The sequence below is a fragment of the Streptomyces kaniharaensis genome (assembly GCF_009569385.1).
Taxonomy (GTDB): Bacteria; Actinomycetota; Actinomycetes; order Streptomycetales; family Streptomycetaceae; genus Kitasatospora; species Kitasatospora kaniharaensis.
Window position 1 is genome coordinate 5,560,365 of the sequence record NZ_WBOF01000001.1, and the last position, 24,493, is coordinate 5,584,857.

A 24,493-nucleotide genomic window follows, 5' to 3' on the forward strand; every position below is an offset into this window, starting at 1 on the left:
GATCAGCCCTTGGCGAGCAGAGCCTGGGCGTGCGCCCTGACCTGATCCTTCGTCAAGTAGGCGTCGGTGTACTCGAAATCACGCATCCTGGCGGGCTGGCGGGCGAGGAAGCCGGTGCGCACGAAATCGTCTCCGGCCGTCGCGTTCAGCAGCCAGTTGGCGCCCACCCGGAACTTCGCCGAGTTGGTCCGCATCGCCATCAGGTGGTAGCCGCGGGCCACCAGCTGGGCCGGCACCCCGCGCAGCTCCACGCCGACCGGCTTCGAGACCGCGTCCTTGCCGCCGAGGTCCACCACCAGGCCCAAGTCCTTGTGGTAGTACGGCTCCAGCGGCAGATGCCGGAGCGAGGCGATCACGTTGTTCGCCACCGCGCGGCCCTGCCGCGCCGAGTGCTGTGCGGTCGGCGGACACACCGCGCCGTCACCCTTGGCGAGGTCCGGGACGGCCGCGGCGTCGCCGAGCGCGAACACTCCCTCGAACTGCGGCACGCGCATCTCCGCCGTCACCGCGATCCGGCCGCGGACCGTCTCCGCGTCCAGCGTGCCGATCAGCGGGCTCGCGGCGACCCCCGCCGTCCAGATCAGGGTGCGGCAGGGCAGCACCCGGCCGTCGGTGAACTTGACGGACTCGGCGCCGACTTCGGCTACGGACACACCCAGCGACACCTCGATGCCACGCGCCCGCAGAACCTCCAGGGCGGCCGTGCCGAGCGCCTCGCCGAGCTCCGGCATCAGCTTCGGGGCGATGTCGATCAGGTGCCACTTGATCTGCTTGGCGTCCAGCCGCGGGTAGCGGAGGGCGGCGGCGGTGGTCAGGCGCTGCAGGCAGGCCGCCGTCTCGGTGCCCGCGTAGCCGCCGCCGACGACCACGAACTGCAGCCGGGACTCGCGCTCCCGCTGGTCCAGGGTGGCCGAGGCGAGGTCGAGCTGGGCGATCACGTGGTCGCGGACGTAGGCGGCCTCGGCGAGCGTCTTCATGCCGCGCGCGTAGTCGGTGAGGCCGGGGATGTCGAACGTGCGGGTGACGCTGCCGGGCGCCAGCACGAGGATGTCGTACCTCTGCGCCACCACCTCGTCGGTGATCTTCCGGACCACGCAGACCTTGGACAGCGGGTCCACACCGATCGCGCCGCCGGGCACGATGTGGGTACGGCGGAGCGAGCGGCGCAACGAGACGGCCACCGACTGCGGGGTCAGCACGCCGGCGGCGACGTGTGGCAGCAGGGGCAGGTAGAGCTGGTAGCTGAACGGCGTGACCAGCGAGATCTCGGCCTCCGAGGGCGCGAGCTTGCGTTCGAGGCGGCGGGCGCACTCCAGCCCGGCGAAGCCACCGCCCACGATCAGGATCCGAGGTCGTTCCATCGCTCATCCCTTACCGTGCAGGTCGTACCCGTGAGGGTCCCCGTTGCTCCGCCACACTCGCACGGAGCAGCGCGGGCTGCCACCGGGGCGGGGCGGACGGGGGTGGACGGGGGCGCCGCGCGGACCTTGGCGGGGGTGGGGCGGAGAGATCGGAGCGGCCGGGGCACCGATAGGGTGTGGACGTGCTTCCTGAGGTGACGGCGGTCCGGTACGTGACGCCACTACGAGAAGGCGGCTCGATGCCGGGCCTGGTCGAGGCCGACGACCGGCGGCTGTATGCGCTGAAGTGGGTCGGCGCCGCGCAGGGACGCAAGGCGCTGGTGGCGGAGGTGCTGGCCGGGGAACTGGGGCGGCGGCTCGGGCTGCCGGTACCGGAGCTGGTGACGGTGGATCTGGACCCGGTCCTGGCGCGCAGCGAGCCGGATCCGCAGATCCAGGACCAGATGCGGGCCAGCGGGGGGCTCAACCTCGGGATGGCGTTCGTCAGCGGGGCGCTCAACTTCGATCCGCTCTGCTTCGAGGTGGACGCCGGGCTGGCCGGGCAGGTGCTCTGGTTCGACGCGCTGATCGGCAACGTGGACCGCTCCTGGCGCAACCCGAACCTGCTGGTGGCCACCGGCGGGCTGCGGCTGATCGACCACGGCGCGAGCCTGATCTTCCACCACAACTGGGCGGGCGCCGCCGCCTGGATCCGCCGTCCGTACGACGCCTCCGACCACGCGCTGCTGCGCGCCCAGCCGGACCTGGCCGCCGCGGACAAGGTGCTCGCACCGCTCGCCGAGGCGGCGATCGAGGAGGCGGTGGCGCGGATCCCGGACGTCTGGCTGGCGGACGAGCCGGGCTTCGACTCGCCGGAGGCGGTGCGCGCCGCGTACCGCACCCAGCTGACCGAACGACTGGCCGGTCCGCGCGACTGGCTGCCGGAGGTGCCCGCATGACCCGGCCGACGCCGCTCGCCCTGCCGGCCACCGCCGAACTGCACGACTACGAGTACGCCGTGATCCGCGCGGTGCCACGGATCGAGCGCGGCGAGTGCATCAACGTCGGCGTGCTGCTGTACTGCCGGGACAGCGCCCACCTGGCGGCGCGGACGCACCTGGACCAGGCCCGGCTGCTGGCGCTGGACCCGGTGGCGGACGTGCACGGGGTGCGGCGGGCGCTGCACGGGATCGAGGCGGTGTGCGCGGGCGGCCCGCAGGCCGGTCCGGCGGCGGCGGACAGCCCCGGGCAGCGGTTCCGCTGGCTGACCGCGCCGCGCAGTGCGATCGTCCAGCCGGGGCCGGTGCACACCGGGCTGACCGTGGACCCGGAGACGGAGCTGCGGCGGCTGTTCGACCAGCTGGTGCTGTGACCTGTGCCGCCGCGCGGTTGACCTGCTGACGGTTGCCGTGGTCAAAGCTTGAGTTACTGAAGCACTCGGTCGTACGCTGGACCCATGGGTTCGACAGCGACGACGACCGTACCGACCAACGCCGAGCTGATGGAGGCGTTGGCCGCCGTCGGCGCCGCGTACTTCCAGGATTTCGCGGCGGCTGCGGCCCGCCATGGGCTCTCCTCCTCGCAGGCCAAGGCGCTCGGCTCGGTGCAGGAGCCGGTGCCGATGCGGGCCTTGGCCGGACGCCTGGGCTGTGACGCCTCCAACGTGACCGGGATCGTCGACCGGCTTGAGTCGCTGGGGCTCGCCCACCGCGAGGCGGCGGCGGGCGACCGGCGGGTGAAGATCGTCGTGATCACGGACGAGGGCCGCGAGATCCTCAACCGCATCCGCGGCGAGATGGCGCGGACCCACCAGGCCTTCGAGGCGATGACGGACGAGCAGCGCGTCGCCCTGCACTCGATCTGCGCGCAGGTGCTGCCGGTGCTGGCCGGTCGGACGGGCGCCGCGCAGTAGCACCCGCTTGACGGTGGGTCGCTGTGCCCGCCGGCGGCCGGGCAGGTGTGGGTCGAGCGCGTGGACCTGGGCGTGGACCTGTGGGCCCTCGCCCGGGTCGGGGCCGTCGGCGGAGCCGACCAGGGTGGGCCGGTCCCGGCTGACCTCGGCTGTTAGGCTTGCGAAGCGTGAGCGCGAAGCCCCAGATCCCCAATGTCCTGGCCTCCCGGTACGCCTCGGCGACCCTGGCCCAGCTGTGGTCCCCCGAGCACAAGGTGGTCCTTGAGCGCCACCTGTGGCTCGCCGTCCTGAAGGCCCAGCAGGACCTCGGTGTCGAGGTGCCGGCGAACGCCGTCGCCGACTACGAGCGGGTGATCGACCAGGTCGACCTCGGCTCGATCGCCGCCCGTGAGCGGATCACCCGCCACGACGTGAAGGCCCGGATCGAGGAGTTCAGCGAGCTCGCCGGTCACGAGCAGATCCACAAGGGCATGACCTCCCGGGATCTGACCGAGAACGTCGAGCAGCTGCAGATCCGCCAGTCCCTGGAGTACGTGCGCGACCGCACGGTCGCCGTGCTGGTGCGCCTGGCCCGGCTCGCCGCGCAGCACTCGGAGCTGGTCATGGCCGGCCGCTCGCACAACGTGGCCGCGCAGGCCACCACGCTGGGCAAGCGCTTCGCGTCGATCGCCGACGAGCTGCTGGTCGCCTTCCGCCGCCTGGAGGAGCTGATCGCCCGTTACCCGCTGCGCGGGATCAAGGGTCCGGTCGGCACCGCGCAGGACATGCTGGACCTGCTCGGGGGCGACACCGACAAGCTGGCCGAGCTGGAGCGCCGGGTGGCCGGCCACCTCGGCTTCGAGAACGTGCTCACCAGCGTCGGCCAGGTCTACCCGCGCTCGCTGGACTTCGAGGTGCTCACCGCCCTCGTCCAGCTGGCCGCCGCGCCGTCCAGCCTGGCCAAGACGATCCGCCTGATGGCCGGCCACGAGCTGGTCACCGAGGGCTTCAAGGAGGGCCAGGTCGGCTCCTCCGCGATGCCGCACAAGATGAACACCCGCTCCTGCGAGCGCGTCAACGGCCTGGCCGTCATCCTGCGCGGCTACGCGTCGATGACCGGTGAGCTGGCCGGCGACCAGTGGAACGAGGGCGACGTCTCCTGCTCGGTCGTGCGCCGGGTCGCGCTGCCCGACGCCTTCTTCGCCTTCGACGGCCTGCTGGAGACCTTCCTGACCGTCCTCGACGAGTTCGGCGCCTTCCCGGCCGTGATCGAGGCCGAGCTGGACCGCTACCTGCCGTTCCTCGCCACCACCAAGGTGCTGATGGGTGCGGTGCGCGCGGGCGTCGGCCGGGAGACCGGGCACGAGGTCATCAAGGAGCACGCCGTCGCCTCCGCGCTGGCGATGCGCGCGGGCGCGCGGGAGAACGAGCTGCTGGACCGCTTGGCCGCCGACGAGCGGATCCCGCTGGACCGGGCCGCGCTGGACGCGCTGCTGGCGGACAGGCTGTCGTTCACCGGTGCGGCCGGCGCCCAGGTCGCCGAGGTGCTCCGCCAGGTGGAGGCCGTCGTCGCCGCCTACCCGGAGGCCGCCAAGTACGCACCTGGTGACATTCTCTGACGGTGAGTCAGCTCACTTAGGGCCCTGCTGCCGGATCGGTGGCGGGGCCCTCGTGCGTGTGGACGTGGCCGGGGTCGAGGGGCGGGGTGGTGCCGCAGCACCATTCGGTGTCCGGCTCGGCGACGGGGTGGTCCTCGGGGGCCAGCACGCTGCCGCGGATCGTGGTGAAGGCGATGAGCGCGCCGGCCGTCAGCAGTCCGGCGCAGATCAGCATCGCGGTGTGGAAGGCGTCGTTCACCGCGGACGGCACCCGGTAGGCGTCGCCGCTCAGGCCCGCCATGGCCGGGAGGGCCGCGACCGCGAGGAGGCCGGCGGCGCGCGCGGCGGCGTTGTTGACGCCGCTGGCGATGCCCGCGTGCCGGACCTCGACGGCCGCCAGCACAGTGGCCGTGAGCGGCGCGACCAGCAGCGTCATCCCGCAGCCCATCACCGTGACGGCGGGCAGCACATCCGCCCAGTAGGAGGAGCCAGGGCCGGTGCGCAGCATCAGTAGCACTCCCGCGGCGCACAGCAGTGGGCCGACGGTCAGCGGGATGCGCGGGCCGATCCGCTTGCCGAGCCGTGCGGCGCGCGAGGACAGCGCCAGCATCAGCACGGTGATCGGGACCAGGGCCAGGCCGGAGACCAGCGGGGAGAACCCGGCGACGATCTGCAGCTGCACGACCAGCAGGAAGAACACGCCGCTGAACGCCGCGTAGACGCAGAGGGTGACCAGGTTCACGGCGGTGAACAGCCGCGAGGAGAACAGGCCGAGCGGCAGCATCGGCTCGGGGGCGCGGCGCTCGACGGCGAGGAAGGCCGCGCCGATGGCCAGCCCGATCGCGCCGGTGAGCCAGACGGTGGGGGAGAGGCCCTCGCCGGCCGCCGTCAGCGCGTAGGTGATCGCGCCGAGTGTGAGGGCGGCGAGCAGTGAGCCGAGCACGTCGAAGCGGCCGGTCGCGCTCTCGTCGCGGCTCTCGGGGACGTAGCGGGTGGCGACGGTGACGACCGCGGCGGCGAGCGGCAGGTTCAGCAGGAAGATCCACCGCCAGCCGGGGCCGTCCACCAGCCAGCCGCCGAGGAAGGGGCCGACCGCCGCTGACACCCCGCCGAGGCCGGACCAGAGGCCGACCGCGGCCGAGCGGTCGTCCGGATGGAAGACCGCCTGGAGCATGGCGAGCGAACCCGGCGTCAGCAGTGCCCCGCCGACGCCCTGGACGGCGCGGGCGGCGATCAGCACCTGGATGTTCGGCGCGGCGGCGCAGGCCGCGGAGGCGGCGGCGAACCAGACCACGCCGAGCAGGAACACCCGGCGCCGGCCGTACCGGTCGCCGAGCGCGCCGCCGAGCAGGATCAGTCCGGCCAGCGTGAGCAGATAGGCGTTCAGCGTCCATTGCAGCGACGCGAGGGAGGCGCCGAGATCCGCGCCGATCCGGGGCAGGGCGACGTTCACCACGGTGCCGTCGAGCATCGCCATGCTGGAGCCGAGCACCGTCGCCAGAAGTACCCAGCGACCCCGCGCGGTGCCCAGGCGCAGGGTGCCGGCCTCGGTTGTGGCCACGGCCCGATCCTCCGCCCGGTGGGGCCGACGTGACAAGGGTCACCGGTGGTGTGTCCGCCGATCGCGGTACGTGAGCGGCTACTTGCGGAGCGGCCGCGAAATCGGCGGAGCGTTGCGGATCAGTGGCGCCGAGTGAATGGATAGTGCACGTACTGTGCAGCGGATCATCCGGAGCGTCACCGCATTCCGCGGATTCGTCGCGGGTCCGGGAGATCGACATTGCTCGATCCGGGACCGATGGGTTTTAGTTCAGCGACCGCCCGGCCAGCCCGGACGGATCTGCCGGGCGGAACGCCGAGTCCTGCCGCTGCCCGGTGGTTCGAACTGAACTCTGTACGGCAGGAGCGGGGGACCCACAGGTAAGTCGCCGGACCGGAATTCGCATGCGAATGCGTGCGAATTCGAGGACCGGCTTGGGGTGAAGCCGCGCATGCGGCCGGGCGAACTCCAGCCCGAACCCGACAGCTCACCTCGCAGGCGTCGGAGAGGAATCTTCCATGCCTGCTCAGGCTCGTCGTATCAGCCTGCCCCGCGCCGCCCGCATCGGCATCGCCACCGCCGTCACCGGCGTGTCCTTCGCCCTTCCGCTCGTGACCGCGATGAGCGCCCAGGCGCAGACCGCCCCGGCTGCTCCGGCCGCCGCGGCCGCGCCGGTCGCGCAGAACACCACCTGGACCGGCGCCACCAGCGTCGACGCCAAGCCGGCCGCCGCCGCACCGGCCCAGGCCGCCCAGACCGAGGAGAGCTACCGCGTCGTCCGCGGCGACTCGCTCTCCAAGATCGCCGAGGTCAAGCACGTCGAGGGCGGCTGGCACGCGCTCTACGACCACAACCGCTCGGTCGTCGGTGCCAACCCGAACCTGATCTTCCCGGGTCAGAAGCTCGCGATCGCCGGTCACGCCGCTGCTCCGGCCGCTGCTCCGGCTGCTCCGGCCGCTGCGCCCGCCGAGAAGCCCGCCGCCCCGGCCGCCCCGGCCCCGCAGGCCCAGACCGCGCCCGCCAAGCCGGCCGCTCCGGCCCAGGTCCAGGTCAAGACCGCGGCCGCCAAGCCCGCCCAGGCCGTCACCGCCGCTCCGGCGGCCGTGGCCAGCACCTCCGGCTACGTCGCCCCGCTCGCCCACCCGGTGCTGGGCGAGGCCTACGGCGTCGCCGGCTCGATGTGGGCCTCCGGTCACCACACCGGCCAGGACTTCGTCGCCTCCACCGGTACCCCGCTGCTCGCGGTCGCCAACGGTGTCGTGGTGAAGGCCGGCAACGGCGGCGCCTACGGCAACGAGGTCGAGATCAAGCTCGCCGACGGCAAGTACGCGCAGTACGCGCACCTGTCCGTGATCGGCGTGAAGATCGGCCAGACCGTCACCGTCGGCCAGCAGCTCGGCCTCTCCGGTGCGACCGGCAACGTGACCGGCCCGCACCTGCACTTCGAGATCCGCACCGGGCCGGAGTACGGTTCGGACATCGACCCGGTCGCCTACCTCCGGGCGCACGGCGTCGCGCTCTGACCCCTGCTCGGGGTGAACGACCACCGCTGATGCGGGGCGAATCGACCACTCGGGATGGTCATGTCGGGTGACCGCTCGACCGGGTGATCGCCGCACCAGTGGACCATGGGCGCGGGACACGCCCAAGGCCGGCCCGGCTCGCGAGACCTCCCTCGCGAGCCGGGCCGGCCGCTGTCGTCTCCGGGGTCTCCTGTCGGCACCTGGCCGGCGGCTGGCTCCAGCTCCGGCGGGCGGAGGAGGCCGGATGACCGTCCGGCACGGTCACCATCGAGCCGGCCGGGCTCGCCCCGGGCATCGTCACCCGGCGGCTGTTACTGTTCGGGCGTCACGGGGGCTGCCGGCAGGTGCAACCCCCGCCGCACCTGCGGAAACTCGGCTGATGGAGGAAGACGGTGGAGCAGACCTTCGCACGCGGCGGCACCGGGCCCGGCATCGACGAAGCCGCGGTGGCGGCCCTCGCCGACGAGCTGCTCGACTGGCGCTTCAAGGCCGTCCCGGCGGACGCCCACGGGCGTACCGTCCGCGAGTGGCTGGCCACCGGGCCCACCCTCACCGGGCTCGGCACCCCGCTGCTCACCCTCGACGCCACCGCCCTCGACCACAACCTGCGGACCATGGCCGACTGGTGCGCCAAAGCCGGCGTCGCCCTCGCCCCGCACGGCAAGACCACCATGGCGCCCGCCCTCTGGCAGGCGCAGCTGGCGGCCGGCAGCCACGGCATCACCCTCGCCAACCTGCCGCAGATCCGGGTCGCCCGCGCCTTCGGCGTCCAGCGGATCCTGCTCGCCAACACGCTGCTCGACCCGGCCGGGCTCGCATGGCTGGCCGCCGAACTCGCCGCCGACCCGGAGTTCGCCTTCGTCTCCTGGGTCGACTCCACCGAGAGCGTGCGGTTGATGGACGAGGCGCTGCGCGCCGCCGGGGCCGAGCGGCCGGTCGAGGTGCTGGTCGAACTCGGCGGACCCGGCGGGCGGACCGGAGCCCGCGGCGTCGACGCGGCCGCCGAGATCGCCGCCGCCGTGCTGCGCGCCCCGACGCTGCGCCTGGCCGGCGTCGGCGGGTACGAGGGCGCGCTCGCGCACGACGCCACCGACGACGGGCTGGCCACCGTCCGCGGCTACCTGAAGGCGCTCGCCGAGCTGCACGACCGCCTGGCCGGCACCTACCCCGACGACGCGCCGCCGATCGTCTCGGCCGGCGGCAGCGCCTACTTCGACCTGGTGGTCGAGGAGTTGGCGGACCTGCCGGACACCCTCACCGTGCTGCGCTCGGGCGCCTACATCGCGCACGACGACGGCTTCTACCGCGGTGTCTCGCCGCTCGTGCGCGGCGCCGGCGACGCCCCGTTCCGCGGCGCGCTGCACGGCTGGGCCCGGGTGGTGTCGCGGCCCGAGCCGCAACTCGCCCTGCTGGACGCCGGAAAGCGCGACCTGCCGTTCGACGACGGCCTGCCGGAGCCGCAACGCGTGCGCGGCGGCGCGGAGTTGACCGGGACGTCGGCCCGGATCACCGCGCTCAACGACCAGCACGCCTTCCTCCGGGACGCGGGCGACCTCGCGCCCGTCGGCGCCGTGCTGCGGCTCGGCGTCTCGCACCCGTGCACCGCCTTCGACAAGTGGACGATGATCCCGGTGCTGGACTCCGCGGACGCCCCCGAGCCCAGGGTCACCGGGTTGGTCAGGACGTTCTTCTGATCGGCGATCCGGGAGGTGTGCGGGGACTGTCGGGACGGCCGGGGATCGACGAGAATCGGTAGCCCGGCCCCCGGACCCGGCAGGAGGACCCAGCCCATGACCTCGACCCGCCCCGGCCTCGACTGGCTGGCCGACGCCGTCCTCTACCAGATCTACCCGCAGACCTTCGCCGACTCCGACGGCGACGGCATCGGGGACTTCGCGGGCATCGCCGAGCACCTGGACCACCTCTCCTGGCTCGGCGTCGACACGGTCTGGCTCAACCCCTGCTTCGACTCGCCGTTCCGTGACGCCGGGTACGACGTCACCGACTACCTCGCCCCGGCCCCGCGCTACGGCAGCACCGAGGACCTGGTGGCCCTGGTCGAGGCCGCCCGCCGCAAGGGCATCCGGATCCTGCTCGACCTGGTCGCCGGCCACACGTCGGACCGCCACCCCTGGTTCCTGGCCGCCGCCGAGGACCCGGCTGACCACCGCTACATCTGGTCCGACCGGCAGGTGGACGGCTTCGTCGCGTCGCCCGGCAGCCGCCCTGGCTGGTACCGGCCGAACTTCTTCGAGTGCCAGCCCGCCCTCAACTTCGGCTACGCGCGCGGAAGTTCCGACGAGCCGTGGCGCCAGCCGGTGGACGCCGAGGGCCCGCGCGCCAACCGGGCGGCGCTGCGCGACATCATGGCGCACTGGCTCGGCCTCGGCCTGGCCGGCTTCCGGGTGGACATGGCCTACTCGCTGGTCAAGGACGACCCGGGCAAGACCGAGACCGGCAAGCTCTGGACCGAGCTGCGCGACTGGCTCGACCGCACCCACCCGCAGGCCGCCCTGTTCGCCGAGTGGGGCGACCCGGCCGCCGCCGTCGCCGCCGGTTTCCACGCCGACTTCTTCCTCCACTTCGGCGGGGCCGACCGCGGCCTGCCGCTGCGCTCGCTGTGGAACAACAACGCCGGCACCGTCGAGGACTTCTGGCACCAGGACCCGTGCTACTTCGAGGCCGAGGGCCGCGGCACCCCGCAGGTGTTCCTGGACGCCTGGCGCTCGGCCGCCCAACTCACAGAGGACAGCGGCCACATCGCGCTGCCCACCGCCAACCACGACTTCTCCCGGCTGGCCACCGGCCCGCGGACCGCCGAGCAGCTCGCCGCCGCCTTCGCGTTCCAGCTCACCTGGCCCACCCTGCCCGCCATCTACTACGGCGACGAGATCGGCATGCGGTACGTGCCCGGTCTGCCCGACGTGGAGGGCAGCGTGCTCGGCCCTAGCTACAACCGGGCCGGCTCGCGGACCCCGATGCAGTGGCGGCCCGGCCCCACCGCTGGCTTCTCCAGCGCCCCGCCCGAGCGCCTCTACCTGCCCGTCGACCCGGACCCGCACCGGCCGGACGTGCTCACCCAGCGCGCCGACCCGACCTCGCTGCTGCACACCGTCCGACGGCTGATCGCGCTGCGCCGGGCGCACCCGGGGCTGGGCGCCTCGGGCGGGGTGGAGGTGCGGCACGCCGGGTATCCGCTGGTGTACACCCGGGCCGGGCGGTACCTGGTGGCCGTCAACCCCCGGCGCGAGCCGGGGTCGGTGCGGCTGGAGGCGGGAGTCGCGGTGCGGCCGCTGGACGTGCAGGGCGTGCGGGTGGCGGACGGGGAGCTGCGGGCGGACGGATTCGGGTACGGGGTGTTCGAGCTGCGCTGAGCTCCCGGTGCTGAATCCTCGGTGTCGCGGGCTCGGCTTCGCCCGACCGGGCCGCCACCGGGCAGCAGCGGTGCGGATCAGGAGCGGCTTCGCCGTGAAGCGGGTGGCCGGGTGAAGCAGCAGTCGCCGCAGACGCCGGCGCCCGGGCCGACGCGGTAGTACAGGCAACAGCTGGTGCGCCGGAACGCGGTGCCGCGCGGGCCGGTGTGCAGGGTCCCGGTTCCGGCGAGCGGCGGGCGGTCGAGCACCTCGGCGGCCAGCGCGCGGGCGGCGCCCGGGGCGTGCGCGTCCAGGACGCGCAGAGTGCCCGCGAGGGCGGAGGCGGCGTTGCCGAGGAGCAGCCGGCCGGAGAGCGGGACGACCGACCGGACGGCCGCCGCCAGGGGTTCCAACTGGCCCACGAGAACGGCTTCGTGGAGCTGGTCGGAAAGCTTCCGACCGGTGGCCGGCTCGGGCGGTGTCGTCCAGAGGTCGATCGGCCCCTGGTCGGGGATGCGCAGCCAGGCCTGTTCCAGCGACGGCACCGCACCCAGGAGGACGGCCGCGCCCAGGCCCATCGACCAGAAGCGGGCGGCCAGTCCGAGGTGCAGGATCGAGGCCGCGACCCGCGGTTCGGCGGTGCCGAGCCGCTGGGCCACGATCCGTACCCGCTCGGCCAGTGGCCCGTCCGGCCCGCCGTCGTACAGCTCGCGCAGGGGCCGGAAGCCCGGAGGCGGGGCGTCCCCGGGCGCGGCGGCGGTGTCGAGCGCGAAGTACGGGCCGACGGCGGCGAGCCGGCGGTAGTCGGGTGCGGGGCTCACCGGGCGTCCCCGGTGCGGCCGGTGAGCCCCGCACCGCGTTCGGGCCGCCCGACGTGTTCGGGCAGTCCGTGCTCACGGATCGGCGCGGTCGGGCGGCGGTCGGGCATCGGCTGGGCCTCCGGGTTCGTGCCGGCGGCCGGGCGGGCTCGGCCCCGCACGGTGAAGCCGCCGCTGGTGGTGCGGAGGAACGCTACCGTGCCCCGGCAGTCCGCGACCGGTCCTCGTGCCGTCGCAGTGCGCGGTCGCGGTGCTGGCAAGGCGGCTGCTCATGGCGGTTCGTCCTCCTTCGGGCCGGCTGTTCCGTCGGGAACCAGCCTGCCGTCCAGGACATCGCCAAACCTCCCGCTGGGGAGGGGAGTTGCCGTTCACGTGCCTCCCTCGCGAGGAGGAGCCCGCCTCCCCCGGGAGAGCGGGCGGCTCGGGGGCTGCCCAGTGTGGCGGGCGTGAACGGGGGCGCGACGGCGCCGCGAGAGATGGGTATCCGGTGCCGTGGAAAAGAGCGGTCCACGGAGCCGAGGGGGCGCTCCGTGGACGCGCGGAACCTGCGAGGCGGAGGTGGCCTCCGGACGTCGTGTCCTCCGGCCGCGGTAGTTCGATCGTCGACCGAGGTAGTTAAACCAGCGGCAGACCCTGATCCGTCTCGATCTGTCGCCACTGCCTCCTGCGGTCGAACTTCCTCGTCTACCTCGCAGGTCCAACTCCTATGATGCGCCTCCCACGCGCTGTGCACCAGGGTTTTACCGCCCGAAATCGGGGCAATTTGTGCTACTCGGCAGCTACTCGGCAGCTACTCGGCAGTACTCCGGCGGCTACGGCACCGGCCAGCCGTCGACGGTGCCGATCGTGCGGTGGTAGGGCCCGTCGGGGCCGGTGCCGCGGTAGTCCTCGGTGCTGCTGCCGGTGCGGACGGTGCGGTCGCCGTCGTGGCGGTGGGCGGTCGGGCGCAGCGTGTGGTCGACGGTGGTGCACTCGGTGACGTGGCCGCCGGTGGCCGCGGTGGCCTCGCGGTGGTAGCCGAGGTCCATGGCGGTCTGCTGGTCGGTGTTGCCGGCCGCGTCGCGGGTGACACGGTAGGTGACGTCGAGCGGTTCGCCCTCGTGGACGGTGGTGGTGCGGTGCGGGCCGCCGCCCGAGGTGGCGGTGGAGCGGGTGAGGTCGGTGGCGTCGTGCAGGGCCACGTCGTTGCCGCCGTCGCGCAGTTGCTGAGCGGAGCGGAAGGCGAGGTCGTCGCGGACCTCGGTGGTGATGCGCCCGTGCGAGGTCTGCACCCAGCCGCGGGCGCGGTCGTGGCGGGCGGCGGTGACCGTCCAGTCGCCGCTGCCGCCGCCGTGGTCGGCGAGGGTGGTGGTGACGGCCGCCTCGGGGGCGACACGGTGGTCGGTGAGCTGCCCGGTGGTGCGGGCGGCGCCGTGGTCGGTGTCGGCGAAGAGGTTCATCTGGCCGGTCCAGACGTCGTTGCTCTGGGCCTCGCTGGCGTTGACGGTGATGCCGACGGTGTGCGGGCGGCCGTCGAGGAGCAGGCCGACGTACGGGGTCAGGTCGAGCCGGTAGGCGGGCAGGTCGAAGGCGAAGATGCCGGGGACGGGCCGCCACAGCAGCGGGTCCCAGCCGCCGGTGTAGATGACCGGGTAGGGCCAGACGGCGCCGGCGACGCGGCCGTCCACGCTGAGCCGCAGCTCGCGGAACGGGCCCTTGCCGCAGGCCCCGAGGCTCGGGTTGGCGCTGACGAAGGCGTCGGGCGCGGAGGCGTAGGCGAACTCCTCGCAGGCGCCGCCGCCGCGGGTGTAGACCTCGGCGGTGAGGCGTTCGAGGTTCTGCGGGAAGGTGAGGTCGCGGGTGGCGGTCGGGGCGGCCTGGGTGAGCGAGAACGGGCCGGTGGTGAGGAGCCGGTCGGCAGTGCGGGCGGCCGGCCAGCGGTCGGAGGTGGTGTAGAAGGTGAGGCTTGCCGTGATGCGGTAGACGCCGGTGTAGGTGGCGTCGGTGACGTTGGCGAGGTCGAGGGAGAACGGTTGCGGGCCGGCGGCGAGGAGCGGCGCGTAGCGGGTGACGTCCCGTTCGACGTTCCAGGCGATGCCGTCCTTGGACGGCTCCGGGGTGGACGAGAGCAGCACCTGGACGCCGCCGATGCGGACGCTGAAGATCCGGTCGAACTGCCGCCCGGCGACCTCGCCGTGGAGGTCGAGCACGACCGCCGACCAGGGACCGGCGCAGTCGGCGGGCGGGGTGAGGGTGGCGGTGTAGGGGGTGTCGGGCGGGCTGCCGTAGCCGTTGCGGAACTCGCGGTCGTGCATGACCTCGACGGTGCAGGAGCGGGTGTCCGGGCGGGTCAGCGGCCTGGTGGCGGTGTACGGGTCGTGGTAGTCGGCGCCGAAGTCGGCGTGCGCGGGCCCGGCGGTGGTGAGGGTGGCGGCGAGGGTCAGGGCGGTGGCGCCGAGTAAGCGGACGGCGCGTCGGAGCAGGGGGCGGACGGCCAAGGGGTGTCCCTCGTGTCGGGCGGTTCGCGGCCGGCGCCGCGGACCGGGTGGACGATCCGGGCATCCTTCCGGTGGTGGCATGTGACCGTCAAGATGCCCGTCTCCCGGCCTTCGGGGTCCGTGTCAGCCGTCCTCCAGTGCCGCCGCCTCCTGCCGGATCAGGTCGCGCAGGGTGGCGAGCCGGGGCCGGAGGTCGTCGAGCCGCCACTGCATCTCCAGCGGCAGGGTGGCCCGGCCCTCCAGCCGGACGGTGGCGACGTCCCCGGTGAGGTGACCGGCCACCGAGCCGGGGACGAGCGAGAACGCCCGGTTGCGGGCGAGCAGGTAGAGCCGCGAGCCGACGATCCGCGGCGGGCTGACCAGCACCGGCGGGTCGACGCCGCGGTCCGCGCAGAGGCCGAGCACGTGGTCGTGGTAGCGCGGGTGCTGTTCGCGCGGCCACAGCAGCAGCGGCAGGTCGCGCAGCTCGGCGAGCCGGATGCTCGCCCGCCCGGCGAGCGGGTGCTCGCGGCCGAGCGCCACGCGGACCGGCTCGTCGGCGATCCGCTCCAGACGGTAGCCGGGCACGTCGTCGAGGAAGCGGCCGAGGCCGATGTCGGCGAGTTCGGCGGCCAGCGTGGCGGACACCTGCCCGGTGTCGACGGCGAGTTCGGCCGTCTCCAGGGCGGGCAGCTCCTGTTCGGCCCGGCTGACGACGGCCGGCAGGAGCCGGTTCACCACGCTCGGCGAGACGACGATCCGGGCCGTCCCGAGCCGGGACTCCTCGTGCAGCCGCACCCGGGCCAGCAGCGACTCGGCCTGTTCGAGCAGCCGGGCGCTCTCGGCGGCCATCACCTCGCCGGCCTCGGTGAGGCGGACGGACCGGCGGCTGCGGTCGAACAGCTCGACACCGACGGTCCGCTCCAGCCGGCCGACCTCCTGACTGACCGTCGGCTGCGCGATGTGCAGCCGTTCGGCGGCGCGGCCGAAGTGCAGCGTGTCGGCGACGGCGAGGAAGACCTCGAGCTGACGCAAGGTGAAACCCATAGGTCGAAGCCTATGAGAAGGGCCGGTACTCATTCTGGATCCCGATGCGCACCGTCCCTAGGCTGATCGGCACGTTGCCCCACCGCAGTGGCATCTCACAGAGAGTGCGCACCATGACCGGACTCACCGCCCCCGGCCCCGAGGCCATCCGGATCTCCGACGAGGTGGCCCGCGCGGTCGCGGAGGGCAGGCCCGTCGTCGCCCTGGAATCGACCATCTTCACCCACGGCCTGCCGCGGCCCCGCAACCTGGCCGTGGCGCTGGAGGCTGAGCAGCAACTGCGGGACGCCGGCGTCGTCCCGGCCACCATCGGCGTGTTCGCCGGGACGCCGACGGTGGGTCTGAGTACCGATCAGATCACTGAACTCGCCGGCGCCGACGGCCTCGACAAGGTGAGCCTGCGCGATCTTCCGGTGGTCGCCGCGCTCGGCCGTCACGGCGGCACGACGGTCGCCGCCACCGCCTTCCTCGCGCACCGGGCGGGCATCCGGGTGTTCTCCACCGGCGGCCTCGGCGGCGTCCACTTCGGCGCGTCCGAGAGCTTCGACGAGTCGGCCGACATGACCACGCTGGCCGCCACGCCGGTCACCGTGATCAGCGCCGGGGTGAAGTCGATCCTCGACATCCGGGCCACCCTGGAGCGCTTCGAGACCTTCAACATCCCGGTCATCGGCTACCGCACCCGCAGGTACCCCGGTTTCTACATCACCGACTCCGGCCACGAGATCGCCTACAGCGTCGACTCGCCCGAGGAGGCGGCCCGCGTCATCGACGCCCGCGACCGCCTCGACCTCCCGCAGGCCGTCCTGATCGCCAACCCGGTCGACCCGTCCAAGCAGCTGCCGCCGGAGGAGCTGGACGGCATCCTCGCCCGCGCCTGGGCGGAGGCCGAGCGGCGGGGCATCACCGGCAACGCCTCGACGCCGTTCCTGCTCGACCACATCCAGCGCGACACCCACGGCCGCAGCCTGGACGTCAACGTCGAGGTCTACCGGGGCAACGTCCGGCTCGGCGGCGAGATCGCGACCGCGCTGGCCGCCGCCCGCAGCGGGGCCTGACCGTGCTGGGAGTGCTCGGCGACCTCGTCGAGGACGTCGTCGTCTGGGTCGACGGCCCGCTGCGCCACGGCACCGACTCCGCCGCCCGGGTGTTCCGGCGGCGCGGCGGCAGCGCGGCGAACGTCGCGAGCTTCGCCGCTGAACAGTGCCCGGTCCGCTTCATCGGCTGCGTCGGCGACGACCCGGTCGGTGACCGCATGGTCGCCGAACTGGCCGGCCACGGCGTCGACGTGCGGGTGGCCCGGCACGGCCAGACCGGCAGCATCGTGGTGCTGATCGACCGGGAGGGCGAGCGGACCATGCTGCCCGACCGGGGCGCGGCCACGCTGCTGGACGGGGTGCCCGACGAGTGGCTGGCCGGCCTGACCCATCTGCACGTGCCCGCCTACTCCTTCGACGGCGAGCCGATCGGCCGCTCGGCGGTCGACGCGCTCGCCCGGGTCCGGCAGGCGGGCGGCACGACCTCCGTGGACGCCTCCTCGACCGGCATGCTGGAGCAGTTCGGACGGGAGCGAATCCTCGCCCTGGTCGCCGAGTTGGCGCCGACGTTCGTGTTCGCCAACCGGTCCGAGTCCGAGTTCCTGGGGCTGCTGGTCGACGGGCAACCGGGGCCGGAGCGGGCACGGCTGGCGGCCACCACGGTCGTCACCAAGTCGGGCGCCGAGGCGACCACCGTCGACGTGCCGGGGGAGCCGCTGTTCGTGGTGCCGGTGCCGCCGGTGAGCGAGGTGCGCGACCTGACCGGTGCCGGGGACGCGTTCGCGGCCGGGTTCCTCGCCGGGTTCCTGGAGACGGCGGACCTGCGCCTGGCGGTCGGGCTCGGACACCGCAGCGCGGCGCGCGTGCTCGCCTCGCCGGGGGCTTCGTTCGGCGATCGGTGACGCTTCCGGGCGGCCCCGTGCGGAGGGGCCGCCCGGGAGTTCCAGCGGTCTAGCGGAGCGCGTCCTTGCGGAGGAAGTGCTTCAGGCGTTGCCACGTCCAGGTGTTGACGACGTCCTCGGTGGTGAGCCAGGCCCGCTGCGCCGTGCCGACGCCGAACCGCGGGTAGGCCAGGTGCGGGGTGGCGTGGGCGTCGCTGTCGATGCTGAAGCGGGCGCCGTGGCGCTTGGCCCGCAGGATGTCCTCGTCGCGCAGGTCGAGGCGCTGCGGGGAGCTGTTGATCTCGATCGCGGTGCCGGTGCGGGCGGCGGCGGCGAACACCGCGTCCAGGTCGACGTCGATCGGGCCGCGGCGGCCGATCCGCCGGGTGGTGAGGTGGCCGATGACGTGCACGTACGGGTTCTCGCAGGCGCGGACCAGCCGGTGGGTCTGGGCCGCGCGGTCGAGGTTGAAGTGCGAGTGCACCGAGGCCACGCAGAGGTCGAAGCCGGCGAGGAACTCGGGCGGCCAGTCCACGCCGCCGTCGGGGCCGATGTTCAGCTCGGTGCCGTGCAGCAGGCGCAACTTCTTGTGCCGGTCGGCGAGTCGGTGCAGCTGCTCGCGCTGGGCGAGCATCTTCTCGTCCGTCATCCGCTGCATCACGAGGTCGGGCGCGTGGTCGGTGACGGCGAAGTAGGAGTAGCCGCGGGCCGCCGCGGTGTCGATCATCTCCTCCAGGCTGGCCAGGCCGTCGGTCAGGTCGGTGTGCGTGTGCAGGTCTCCGCGCAGGTCCGACTCCTGGACCAGGTCCGGGAGTTCACCGCGCAGGGCGGCCTCGATCTCGCCCCGGTCCTCGCGCAGCGGCGGCGCGATCCACGGCAGGTCGAGCGCCGCGTACACCTCCTCCTCGGTCGCGGACACCACCTTGGTGCCGTCGCCCTTCGTGGCCTTCGCGGCTTTCGCGGCGGCTTTCGCACCGCCGCCTTTCGCACCGCCGCCTTTCGCACCGCCGTTCTTCGCATCGCCGTCGACCTCGAACAGGCCGTACTCGGACAGCTTCAGCCCGGCCCGTACGGCCATCGTCCGCAGCTTGATGTTGTGCGCCTTCGAGCCGGTGAAGTAGACGAGCGCCGCGCCCCAGTCCTCCTCCGGGACGACCCGCAGGTCCACCTGCACGCCCTGGTCGGTGAGGACGGAGGTCTTGGTCGGCCCGCTCGCGATCACCTCGGCCACGTACGGGAGTTCGGTGAGCGCGGCCATCAGGGGCTCGGAGTCGGCGGCGGTCGCGAGCACGTCGATGTCGCCGACCGTCTCGCGCATCCGGCGCAGCGAACCCGCGTACGCGCAGCGGGTGCAGCCGGGGACGTCCGACAGCGCGGCGACGATCTGCTCGGCCAGTTCGGTCGCGGTGTCGAGCAGGGTGCGCCCGCCGGACTGCCGCATCAGCTCGATGCCGTGCAGGATCTTCTCACCGCTGCGCTCGCCGAACCCGGCCACCTCGGACAGCTTGTCGGAGCGGATCGCGTCGGCGAGCTCGTCGACGGAGGCGATCCCGAGGTCGCGGTAGAGGGCCAGGGCGCGCTTCGGCCCGACGCTGGGTACGGCCATCATCTCCCGTACGCCGGACGGGATTTTGGCGCGCAGCGTCTCCAGGGCGGTGATCCGCCCGGTGGCGGTGTACTCGGCGACCTTCTCGGCCGTGGACTTGCCGACGCCGGGGATCTGCTGGAGGCCCTTGACGTCCAGCCCGGCGACGTCCTCGGGGTGACCGCCCACCGCGCGGGCGGCCTTCTCGTAGGCGCGGGCCCGGAACGCGTCCCCGCCGGTGATGTTGATCAGGTCGGCGTACTCCTGGAGGAGCTCCTGCACCTGGTCGTTGAGCCGGGGCATGGGGCCAGTCTAGGTTCGGCGCGGGTGCTTCGCCGGTGGGGAACCGGGTCGTGCGGGGGGCTGGATTCCTGCGGCTTCCCCCGCCGGATGGCGGGTGTGGGACCGGCCGCTCGGCGGGGGGATTGCGCCCGGTTCGCGCCCCCTGGCCGGATTGTCACCCGCGTGGAGGAGGCGCAGGCTGGGCGGGAGGGCCTGGGAAGCGGCCCGCTCCGGCTGCCGCCGTGTCGGTGACGGCCGCCGGTGACGCATGAGGGGCAGGGCGGCGATGACACGCGGGAAGCTCTGGGGCTATGTCGCGTCGGGGGCCTGGGTGTTCGGTGCCTTCGGCGGGGCGGACGGCTCCGGACGGTCGGGCGGTGCGGGTCGGGACGCCACGGACGAGGCCGTCGGGCCGTTCCACCCGGGGGTGATGGCCGGGCCGCGGATGCTGTCGCGGCCGGAGCTGGAGCGGTTGCGCTGGACGGGCCGGCAGGCCGGGTGCGAGCCGCAGGCGCGGCACGTCCAGGTCGCCGACGTGGTGCGCCGGGTGGCGCACGGCGGCGGGCGGGCGGCGGCCGTGACCGTCCGGCTGGCTCCCGGGCTACCGGTGGTGGCCGGGGACGCGCGGCGGCTGGAGGCGGCGCTCGGCGGGCTGGTCGACCACGCGATCCGGCGCAGTCCGCTCGGTGCCAGGGTCTTGGTCCGCACCTCCGTCGTGACCGCGCCCGCGCTGCCGCGGCTGGGGCTCGGCGGTGCCTCGTACGGCCGGCAGCGCGGTCGGGTGGAGATCCGGGTGTCGGACCGCGGGGCGTGCGGGCTCCCGGAGGCGCGGGAGTGGCTGCTCGCGGGCGTCCGGGCCGACGGTCCGGTCGGGCCGCTGCACAGTCTGGTCCTGGCCTCGGGCGGTCGGCTGGCGGTGGAGGCGACGCCGGGGGGCGGGCTGACGGTGGTGCTGATCCTGGCGGTCGCCTACGACTGAGGCGGGTCGCGGACCGCCGTGGCGGACCTGTGGCGGACCGTCGTGGTGGGACCGCACAGCCCCGTGGAACCGCAAAGATCTCTTCGCGAAAACCCTTTGCAAAGAATTCTTGGCGGTTCTACGCTCCTGCCATGACCGATGACCGCGGCTGGATGCACAGTGACGACCCGCACGCCGTACTCACCGCCAAGGGCATGCGCGCGATGGCCCACCCCGTCCGCATGCAGTTGGTCGGGCTGCTGCGCAAGCACGGCCCGTCCACGGCGACCAGGCTGGCCGAGCAGCTCGGGCTGAACTCCGGGGCCACGAGCTACCACCTGCGTCAGCTCGCCGCCGCGGGCTTCGTTGAGGAAGACCCGGAGCGCGGCAACGCCCGCGAGCGGTGGTGGCGTTCGGTGCACACGCTCACCGCCTGGACGGGGGACGACCAGGCCGACGAGGAGCCGGAGACCGTCGTCGCGTACCTGCGGTCGGTCCTCGCCGCCCATACGCTGGTCGGCCAGCGCGCGCTCAACGCCTTCGAGACGATGCCGCGGGAGTGGCGCAAGGCGGTCGACCTCAGCGACCAGGTGCTGCGGCTCACGCCCGAGGAGGCCGAGCAACTGGCCGACGAACTGGCCGCCGTGGTCGGGCGCTACCGGCGCGTGGACGCCGAGGGCCCGGTGCCGGAGGGTGCGGAGGCGGTGGCCGTGGTCGTCCACGTGCTGCCCGAGCCGAGGGCCACCACCGAGGGGGAGGAGTCCTGATGACCACCGTCGCCGTCACGCCCGCGCGCGGTGTCCGGCCGCTGGCCGGAGTGCTCGCCGCCACGGTCGTCTCGCTGACCGGCACGCGGGTCTCGGCCGTCGCCCTGCCCTGGTTCGTCCTCGCCACCACCGGCAGCGCCACCATGACCGGTCTGGTGGCCTTCGCCGAGATGACGCCGTACGTACTGGTCAAGGCGCTGACCGGGCCGCTGGTCGACCGGCTCGGCCCGCGCGTCGTCTCCTGGACGACGGACGCGGTGAGCGCGGTCGCGGCCGGGCTGGTCCCGTTACTCCACGCGCTGGGGCTGTTGCCGTTCGGCCTGCTGCTCGCCATGGTCGCGGTGATCGGCGCGGTGCGCGGCCCTGGGGATCTGGCCAAGTCCGTCATGGTGCCCGAGGCGGCGGACCGGGCGCAGGTGCCGCTGGAGCGCGCCACCGGGCTCTCCGGCGTCACCGAGCGGCTGGCCTCCACGATCGGCCCGGCGGTCGGCGGCGCGCTGGTCGCGGTGACGGGCCCGATGGCCGGTCTGGCGGTCAACGCGGCCTCCTTCGCACTGGGTTCGCTGCTCATCGCCTTCGCTCTGCCGCGTGGCATGGGACGCTCGGCGGCCCGGGCCACTGCTCCCGACACCAGTGCGGACACTCGTCCGGACATCGGTCAACGGGACGGCGGCTACTGGCGGATGTTCCGCGAGGGCTTCACCTTCCTGCGCGCCGAGCCGCTGCTGCTCACCGTGATCGTGACGGTCGGCATCACCAACCTGCTGGACGCCGGGTTCGCCGCGGTCCTGGTGCCGGTCTGGGCCCGGGAGTCCGGCAACGGCCCGGCGGCGATCGGCGTGACCGGTAGCGCGATGGGGATCGCCGCCGTCGCCGGCAGCCTGATCGCGGCCGGGATCGCCCACCGGCTGCCGCGCCGGACGGTCTTCTTCGCGGGCTTCCTGCTCGCCGGGGCGCCGCGATTCCTGGTGCTCGCGCTCGACGGGCCGATGTGGGCGGTGGTCGCGGTCTTCGCCGTGGCCGGGTTCGGCTCGGGCTTCCTCAACCCGATCCTCGGCGCGGTGCTCTTCGAACGCGTCCCCCGCCCCCTGCTGGGCCGTGTCCACGCCCTCGGCGACTCCCTCGCCTGGGCCGGCATTCCCCTCGGCGGCCTGCTCGCCGGCTCCGCGGTGGCCCTCGTCGGGCTGATACCCGTCCTTGTGGCCGCCGGCGGCCTGTACTTCGCGACCACGGGCCTGGCCGGCCTCCGCCGGGAGTGGCGGGAGATGGACCGCCTGCGCGGTCGTGATCGGACTGCCGACATGTCGGTCCCGGAGCCGGTGCTGGCCCACCGGTAGGAGCACGTTGTGTGGCCTCCAGAGCCAGAGTTGGGCCCTAACGGCTGACTTTTCCCGGCTCGTCGGAAGCGTGCGGAGCGAGGGAGTACGGAGGACGGCCCGACCAGTGGAGCAGTAGCACGCTGACCAGCGCCGCCAGCGCGCACCAGGTCGAGAGGAAGGCGAGGCGCCAGAGCAGTGCGCAGACGGCGGCGCCCGCGCCGGTCAGCAGGCCGAGACGACGCAAGGTCGGGTCGCCGCTCGTGAGGAGGGAGCCGACGGTGGCCAGGAGATAGCCGGTCAGGAGAACGGCCGGATGCGGGACGCCGAGGCCGTAGGAGAGCGTGTGACCGTGCTCCGTTGCGGTCACCGGGTGGTGGGCGACAGCCGCCGCGAGCGGGATCGCGACGGTGGTGCCGAGCGTGGTCAGGCCCGCGAGCAGGCGTCGGCGGGACGGCGAGGCGGGGTGCCCCGGTTCGGTGCTCGCGCACCACACGGCGGCCGGGACGAGGATGGGCAGCAGCGGCAGGGCGATCGCCGCCCAGGCGGTGCGGGCCGGGTCGGCGAGGGCGGCGGGCAGGTCTCCGTCCGCACCGAGCCAGACGAGCGCCTCGATCAGCTGGTGCGCCCCCAGGACCAGCGGGAGCGCGGCGAGCGGAAGACGTTGCGGACGGCCGGAGCGGTGGGCACGAGCCAGGCAGAGCGCCCCGACGCTCGCGACCACCCCACCGGCCACCGCGTCCGCCTGCGTGCTCCAGCACATCCGCGCGCCTAGCCGCCGGCGTTCCGGTTCCGGCGGCTGCCGTCCTCACGGCCGTCACCGGTTTCCTCGGGACCAGGCGCGTCGGGACCGTCGTCGGGTTCCTCGGGACCGTCATCGGGACGGTCGTCCAAGGCGGCGCCGATGCTCTCCAGCGTGTCGCGGACGGTGCCCGGCAACGCCGGATGGCGCCCGATCACGACCACCCCGATCACGATGGCGAGCAGCCCCGCCGACTGCCAGGCCAGCGCGCCCGGGGTCACCCGCAGCCGGTCACCGAGGAAGCCGACCGCGCAGGCGATGCCGGCCAGCGGCTGGGCGGCGGTCAGCGCGGGCAGCGACATCCGCAGTGGCGCGGCCTCGAAGGCGCTCTGCACCAGCAGCAGCCCGACCACGCCCGCCGCGACCACCGCGTACGGCTGCCAGCTGCGCAGCACGGCCTCCAGCCCGTGGTGGTCGAGGCGCTGGGTGGTGGTCCGGGTCAACGCGTCCTGGAGCCCGTAGAGCAGGCCGGCGGCGAGGGCCAGCAGGGTGGCCTCCTCGAGCAGCGGAAGCCGTCGGGCCAGTGACACGAGCAGCAGCGTCAGCCCGACGACCGTGCCGACCACCAGCCAGTGCCGCAGCTCCCCGGCCGGCTGTCCGCCGCCCTTCGGCTGCCCGGCCACGATGAACGCCGTCACCCCGAGGCCCAGCAGCAGCACCCCGGCCCAACCGGAGCGGCCCAGGGTCTGACGGGTCAGTATCCGGGCGAGGGCCATGGCGAACAGGAGGTTGGTCGCGAGCAGCGGCTCGACCAGGGACACCTGGCCCTTGTCGAGGGCGAGCGCGGAGAGGATCAGGCCGCTGACCATGAACCCGGTACCGAGCAGCCACTCGGGCATCCGCATCAGGTCCAGCAGCAGCCGCCAGTGCAGGAGGTCGGCACGCGGGGCCCGTTGCGCGGCGTGCTGCTGGAGGACGAAGCCGAGGCCCAGACAGCAGGCGGCGCTCAGCGCGAGGAGGAAGACCACCACCACGGAGGGACCACCCGGTATGTCGCTACCCCCGGTCTGCTGTCAGTGCCCCCGGTTCGCCACTGCCCCCGGTTTGTCACCACGCCCCCGGTGCGCCGTTGTCGGCGCCGTAACCACTACCCGCGCCATGCCGCTGTCGGCGCCATGTCGCCACCCGCGCCGCGCCGGCGCTCAGGTTCGGGCGGCGGTGGCGGCGCCTTCCGTCAGCGTACCGCCGGGTCGGCGCGGGGGCCGTTCGGCGTGGGCTCCGGGCCTCGTCCGCAGCGCTTGCCGGGTCGGGTGCGGCGGGCGCACGCTGGTGTGAGCGGCCGCCACGGATCACCGGTCC

The 24,493-nt window shown here is 73.7% G+C and carries 21 protein-coding genes and 1 riboswitch; of the genes, 12 read left to right on the forward strand and 9 right to left on the reverse strand.

Going from position 1 to position 24,493, the window contains the following annotated elements; translation table 11 throughout:
* Nucleotides 1-2: 2 nt before the first annotated feature.
* Complete coding sequence (locus tag F7Q99_RS24835) at nucleotides 3-1,361, reverse strand: NAD(P)/FAD-dependent oxidoreductase (protein WP_153464901.1); 1,359 nt, start codon at nucleotides 1,359-1,361, stop codon at nucleotides 3-5.
* 182 nt (nucleotides 1,362-1,543) lie between these two features.
* Here F7Q99_RS24835 and F7Q99_RS24840 point away from each other — a divergent pair, with 182 nt between their 5' ends.
* From F7Q99_RS24840 to purB, 4 genes are all read left to right on the forward strand, one after another.
* Entirely contained in the window at nucleotides 1,544-2,299 is a 756-nt protein-coding gene (locus tag F7Q99_RS24840) for a HipA family kinase (protein WP_326847086.1), read from the forward strand.
* Entirely contained in the window at nucleotides 2,296-2,712 is a 417-nt protein-coding gene (locus F7Q99_RS24845; RefSeq protein ID WP_153464903.1) for a DUF3037 domain-containing protein, read from the forward strand. The genes F7Q99_RS24840 and F7Q99_RS24845 overlap by 4 nt, the downstream gene beginning before the upstream one ends.
* A gap of 84 nt (nucleotides 2,713-2,796) precedes the next feature.
* Nucleotides 2,797-3,252 (forward strand): MarR family winged helix-turn-helix transcriptional regulator, encoded by a 456-nt coding sequence (locus F7Q99_RS24850; protein ID WP_153464905.1) that lies wholly within the window; start codon nucleotides 2,797-2,799, stop codon nucleotides 3,250-3,252.
* Between the two features lie 158 nt (nucleotides 3,253-3,410).
* Nucleotides 3,411-4,850 (forward strand): adenylosuccinate lyase, encoded by a 1,440-nt coding sequence (purB, locus tag F7Q99_RS24855; RefSeq protein WP_153464907.1) that lies wholly within the window; start codon nucleotides 3,411-3,413, stop codon nucleotides 4,848-4,850.
* Between the two features lie 16 nt (nucleotides 4,851-4,866).
* Here purB and F7Q99_RS24860 read toward each other — a convergent pair whose 3' ends face one another.
* Nucleotides 4,867-6,390, reverse strand: coding sequence for an MFS transporter (locus F7Q99_RS24860; RefSeq protein WP_326847087.1), 1,524 nt, complete (start codon nucleotides 6,388-6,390; stop codon nucleotides 4,867-4,869).
* 312 nt (nucleotides 6,391-6,702) lie between these two features.
* Nucleotides 6,703-6,885: riboswitch (cyclic di-AMP (ydaO/yuaA leader) on the forward strand.
* A 2-nt stretch (nucleotides 6,886-6,887) separates the two neighbouring features.
* Here F7Q99_RS24860 and F7Q99_RS42710 point away from each other — a divergent pair.
* From F7Q99_RS42710 to F7Q99_RS24875, 3 genes are all read left to right on the forward strand, one after another.
* Nucleotides 6,888-7,892, forward strand: a complete 1,005-nt coding sequence (locus F7Q99_RS42710; protein WP_153464911.1) for a M23 family metallopeptidase — start codon at nucleotides 6,888-6,890, stop codon at nucleotides 7,890-7,892.
* 392 nt (nucleotides 7,893-8,284) lie between these two features.
* Nucleotides 8,285-9,586, forward strand: coding sequence for a type III PLP-dependent enzyme domain-containing protein (locus F7Q99_RS24870; RefSeq protein WP_326847088.1), 1,302 nt, complete (start codon nucleotides 8,285-8,287; stop codon nucleotides 9,584-9,586).
* Nucleotides 9,587-9,682: 96 nt separating this feature from the next.
* Nucleotides 9,683-11,266 carry an alpha-amylase family glycosyl hydrolase gene (locus tag F7Q99_RS24875; RefSeq protein WP_153464913.1) on the forward strand — a complete coding sequence of 528 codons (1,584 nt, stop codon included), beginning with the start codon at nucleotides 9,683-9,685 and terminating at the stop codon, nucleotides 11,264-11,266.
* Between the two features lie 77 nt (nucleotides 11,267-11,343).
* On the opposite strand, the gene F7Q99_RS24880 is transcribed toward F7Q99_RS24875, so the two are convergent.
* From F7Q99_RS24880 to F7Q99_RS24895, 4 genes are all read right to left on the reverse strand, one after another.
* Nucleotides 11,344-12,066 carry a (2Fe-2S)-binding protein gene (locus tag F7Q99_RS24880; protein ID WP_326847089.1) on the reverse strand — a complete coding sequence of 241 codons (723 nt, stop codon included), beginning with the start codon at nucleotides 12,064-12,066 and terminating at the stop codon, nucleotides 11,344-11,346.
* The gene (locus F7Q99_RS24885; protein ID WP_153464915.1) at nucleotides 12,063-12,323 is read right to left on the reverse strand and encodes a hypothetical protein; all 261 of its coding nucleotides are present in this window, start codon (nucleotides 12,321-12,323) and stop codon (nucleotides 12,063-12,065) included. The genes F7Q99_RS24880 and F7Q99_RS24885 overlap by 4 nt, the downstream gene beginning before the upstream one ends.
* A 552-nt stretch (nucleotides 12,324-12,875) precedes the next feature.
* Nucleotides 12,876-14,540, reverse strand: coding sequence for a peptide-N4-asparagine amidase (locus tag F7Q99_RS24890; protein ID WP_195911161.1), 1,665 nt, complete (start codon nucleotides 14,538-14,540; stop codon nucleotides 12,876-12,878).
* A 123-nt stretch (nucleotides 14,541-14,663) separates the two neighbouring features.
* Nucleotides 14,664-15,566: a LysR family transcriptional regulator gene (locus F7Q99_RS24895; RefSeq protein WP_195911162.1), complete on the reverse strand. Its 903-nt coding sequence runs from the start codon at nucleotides 15,564-15,566 to the stop codon at nucleotides 14,664-14,666.
* Between the two features lie 113 nt (nucleotides 15,567-15,679).
* On the opposite strand from F7Q99_RS24895, the gene F7Q99_RS24900 reads away from it, so the two are divergent.
* Together F7Q99_RS24900 and F7Q99_RS24905 are read left to right on the forward strand one after the other, a co-directional pair.
* On the forward strand, nucleotides 15,680-16,624 hold the full coding sequence (locus tag F7Q99_RS24900; RefSeq protein ID WP_153464921.1) for a pseudouridine-5'-phosphate glycosidase: 945 nt from the start codon (nucleotides 15,680-15,682) through the stop codon (nucleotides 16,622-16,624).
* 2 nt (nucleotides 16,625-16,626) lie between these two features.
* Nucleotides 16,627-17,505 (forward strand): carbohydrate kinase family protein, encoded by an 879-nt coding sequence (locus F7Q99_RS24905; protein ID WP_326847090.1) that lies wholly within the window; start codon nucleotides 16,627-16,629, stop codon nucleotides 17,503-17,505.
* A gap of 49 nt (nucleotides 17,506-17,554) precedes the next feature.
* On the opposite strand, the gene F7Q99_RS24910 is transcribed toward F7Q99_RS24905, so the two are convergent.
* Nucleotides 17,555-19,372, reverse strand: coding sequence for a helix-hairpin-helix domain-containing protein (locus tag F7Q99_RS24910; RefSeq protein WP_153464925.1), 1,818 nt, complete (start codon nucleotides 19,370-19,372; stop codon nucleotides 17,555-17,557).
* A 265-nt stretch (nucleotides 19,373-19,637) separates the two neighbouring features.
* On the opposite strand from F7Q99_RS24910, the gene F7Q99_RS24915 reads away from it, so the two are divergent.
* The 3 genes from F7Q99_RS24915 to F7Q99_RS24925 all read left to right on the forward strand — a co-directional run bounded on the left by F7Q99_RS24915 (nucleotide 19,638) and on the right by F7Q99_RS24925 (nucleotide 22,413).
* Nucleotides 19,638-20,330, forward strand: a complete 693-nt coding sequence (locus F7Q99_RS24915; protein ID WP_153464927.1) for a histidine kinase — start codon at nucleotides 19,638-19,640, stop codon at nucleotides 20,328-20,330.
* Between the two features lie 131 nt (nucleotides 20,331-20,461).
* The gene (locus tag F7Q99_RS24920; RefSeq protein ID WP_153464929.1) at nucleotides 20,462-21,076 is read left to right on the forward strand and encodes an ArsR/SmtB family transcription factor; all 615 of its coding nucleotides are present in this window, start codon (nucleotides 20,462-20,464) and stop codon (nucleotides 21,074-21,076) included.
* Nucleotides 21,076-22,413, forward strand: coding sequence for an MFS transporter (locus tag F7Q99_RS24925; RefSeq protein WP_153464931.1), 1,338 nt, complete (start codon nucleotides 21,076-21,078; stop codon nucleotides 22,411-22,413). Before F7Q99_RS24920 ends, F7Q99_RS24925 begins: the two co-directional genes overlap by 1 nt.
* Nucleotides 22,414-22,450: 37 nt before the next feature.
* Here the strand turns inward: F7Q99_RS24925 and F7Q99_RS24930 are convergent, their stop codons facing one another.
* Together F7Q99_RS24930 and F7Q99_RS24935 are read right to left on the reverse strand one after the other, a co-directional pair.
* A complete protein-coding gene (locus tag F7Q99_RS24930; protein ID WP_153464933.1) occupies nucleotides 22,451-23,155 on the reverse strand; it encodes a DUF6629 family protein in 705 nt (234 codons plus the stop codon).
* A gap of 8 nt (nucleotides 23,156-23,163) precedes the next feature.
* On the reverse strand, nucleotides 23,164-24,165 hold the full coding sequence (locus F7Q99_RS24935; RefSeq protein WP_326847259.1) for a DMT family transporter: 1,002 nt from the start codon (nucleotides 24,163-24,165) through the stop codon (nucleotides 23,164-23,166).
* Nucleotides 24,166-24,493: the final 328 nt, after the last annotated feature.

What these genes read in the sequence shown, in the direction of transcription:
- F7Q99_RS24835 (WP_153464901.1), bottom strand. Translation starts at nt 1,361, where the DNA reads ATGGAACGACCTCGGATCCTGATCGTGGGCGGTGGCTTCGCCGGGCTG.
- F7Q99_RS24845 (WP_153464903.1), top strand. Translation starts at nt 2,296, where the DNA reads ATGACCCGGCCGACGCCGCTCGCCCTGCCGGCCACCGCCGAACTGCAC.
- F7Q99_RS24850 (WP_153464905.1), top strand. Translation starts at nt 2,797, where the DNA reads ATGGGTTCGACAGCGACGACGACCGTACCGACCAACGCCGAGCTGATG.
- F7Q99_RS42710 (WP_153464911.1), top strand. Translation starts at nt 6,888, where the DNA reads ATGCCTGCTCAGGCTCGTCGTATCAGCCTGCCCCGCGCCGCCCGCATC.
- F7Q99_RS24875 (WP_153464913.1), top strand. Translation starts at nt 9,683, where the DNA reads ATGACCTCGACCCGCCCCGGCCTCGACTGGCTGGCCGACGCCGTCCTC.
- F7Q99_RS24895 (WP_195911162.1), bottom strand. Translation starts at nt 15,566, where the DNA reads ATGGGTTTCACCTTGCGTCAGCTCGAGGTCTTCCTCGCCGTCGCCGAC.
- F7Q99_RS24900 (WP_153464921.1), top strand. Translation starts at nt 15,680, where the DNA reads ATGACCGGACTCACCGCCCCCGGCCCCGAGGCCATCCGGATCTCCGAC.
- F7Q99_RS24910 (WP_153464925.1), bottom strand. Translation starts at nt 19,372, where the DNA reads ATGCCCCGGCTCAACGACCAGGTGCAGGAGCTCCTCCAGGAGTACGCC.
- F7Q99_RS24915 (WP_153464927.1), top strand. Translation starts at nt 19,638, where the DNA reads ATGACACGCGGGAAGCTCTGGGGCTATGTCGCGTCGGGGGCCTGGGTG.
- F7Q99_RS24920 (WP_153464929.1), top strand. Translation starts at nt 20,462, where the DNA reads ATGACCGATGACCGCGGCTGGATGCACAGTGACGACCCGCACGCCGTA.
- F7Q99_RS24925 (WP_153464931.1), top strand. Translation starts at nt 21,076, where the DNA reads ATGACCACCGTCGCCGTCACGCCCGCGCGCGGTGTCCGGCCGCTGGCC.
- F7Q99_RS24930 (WP_153464933.1), bottom strand. Translation starts at nt 23,155, where the DNA reads ATGTGCTGGAGCACGCAGGCGGACGCGGTGGCCGGTGGGGTGGTCGCG.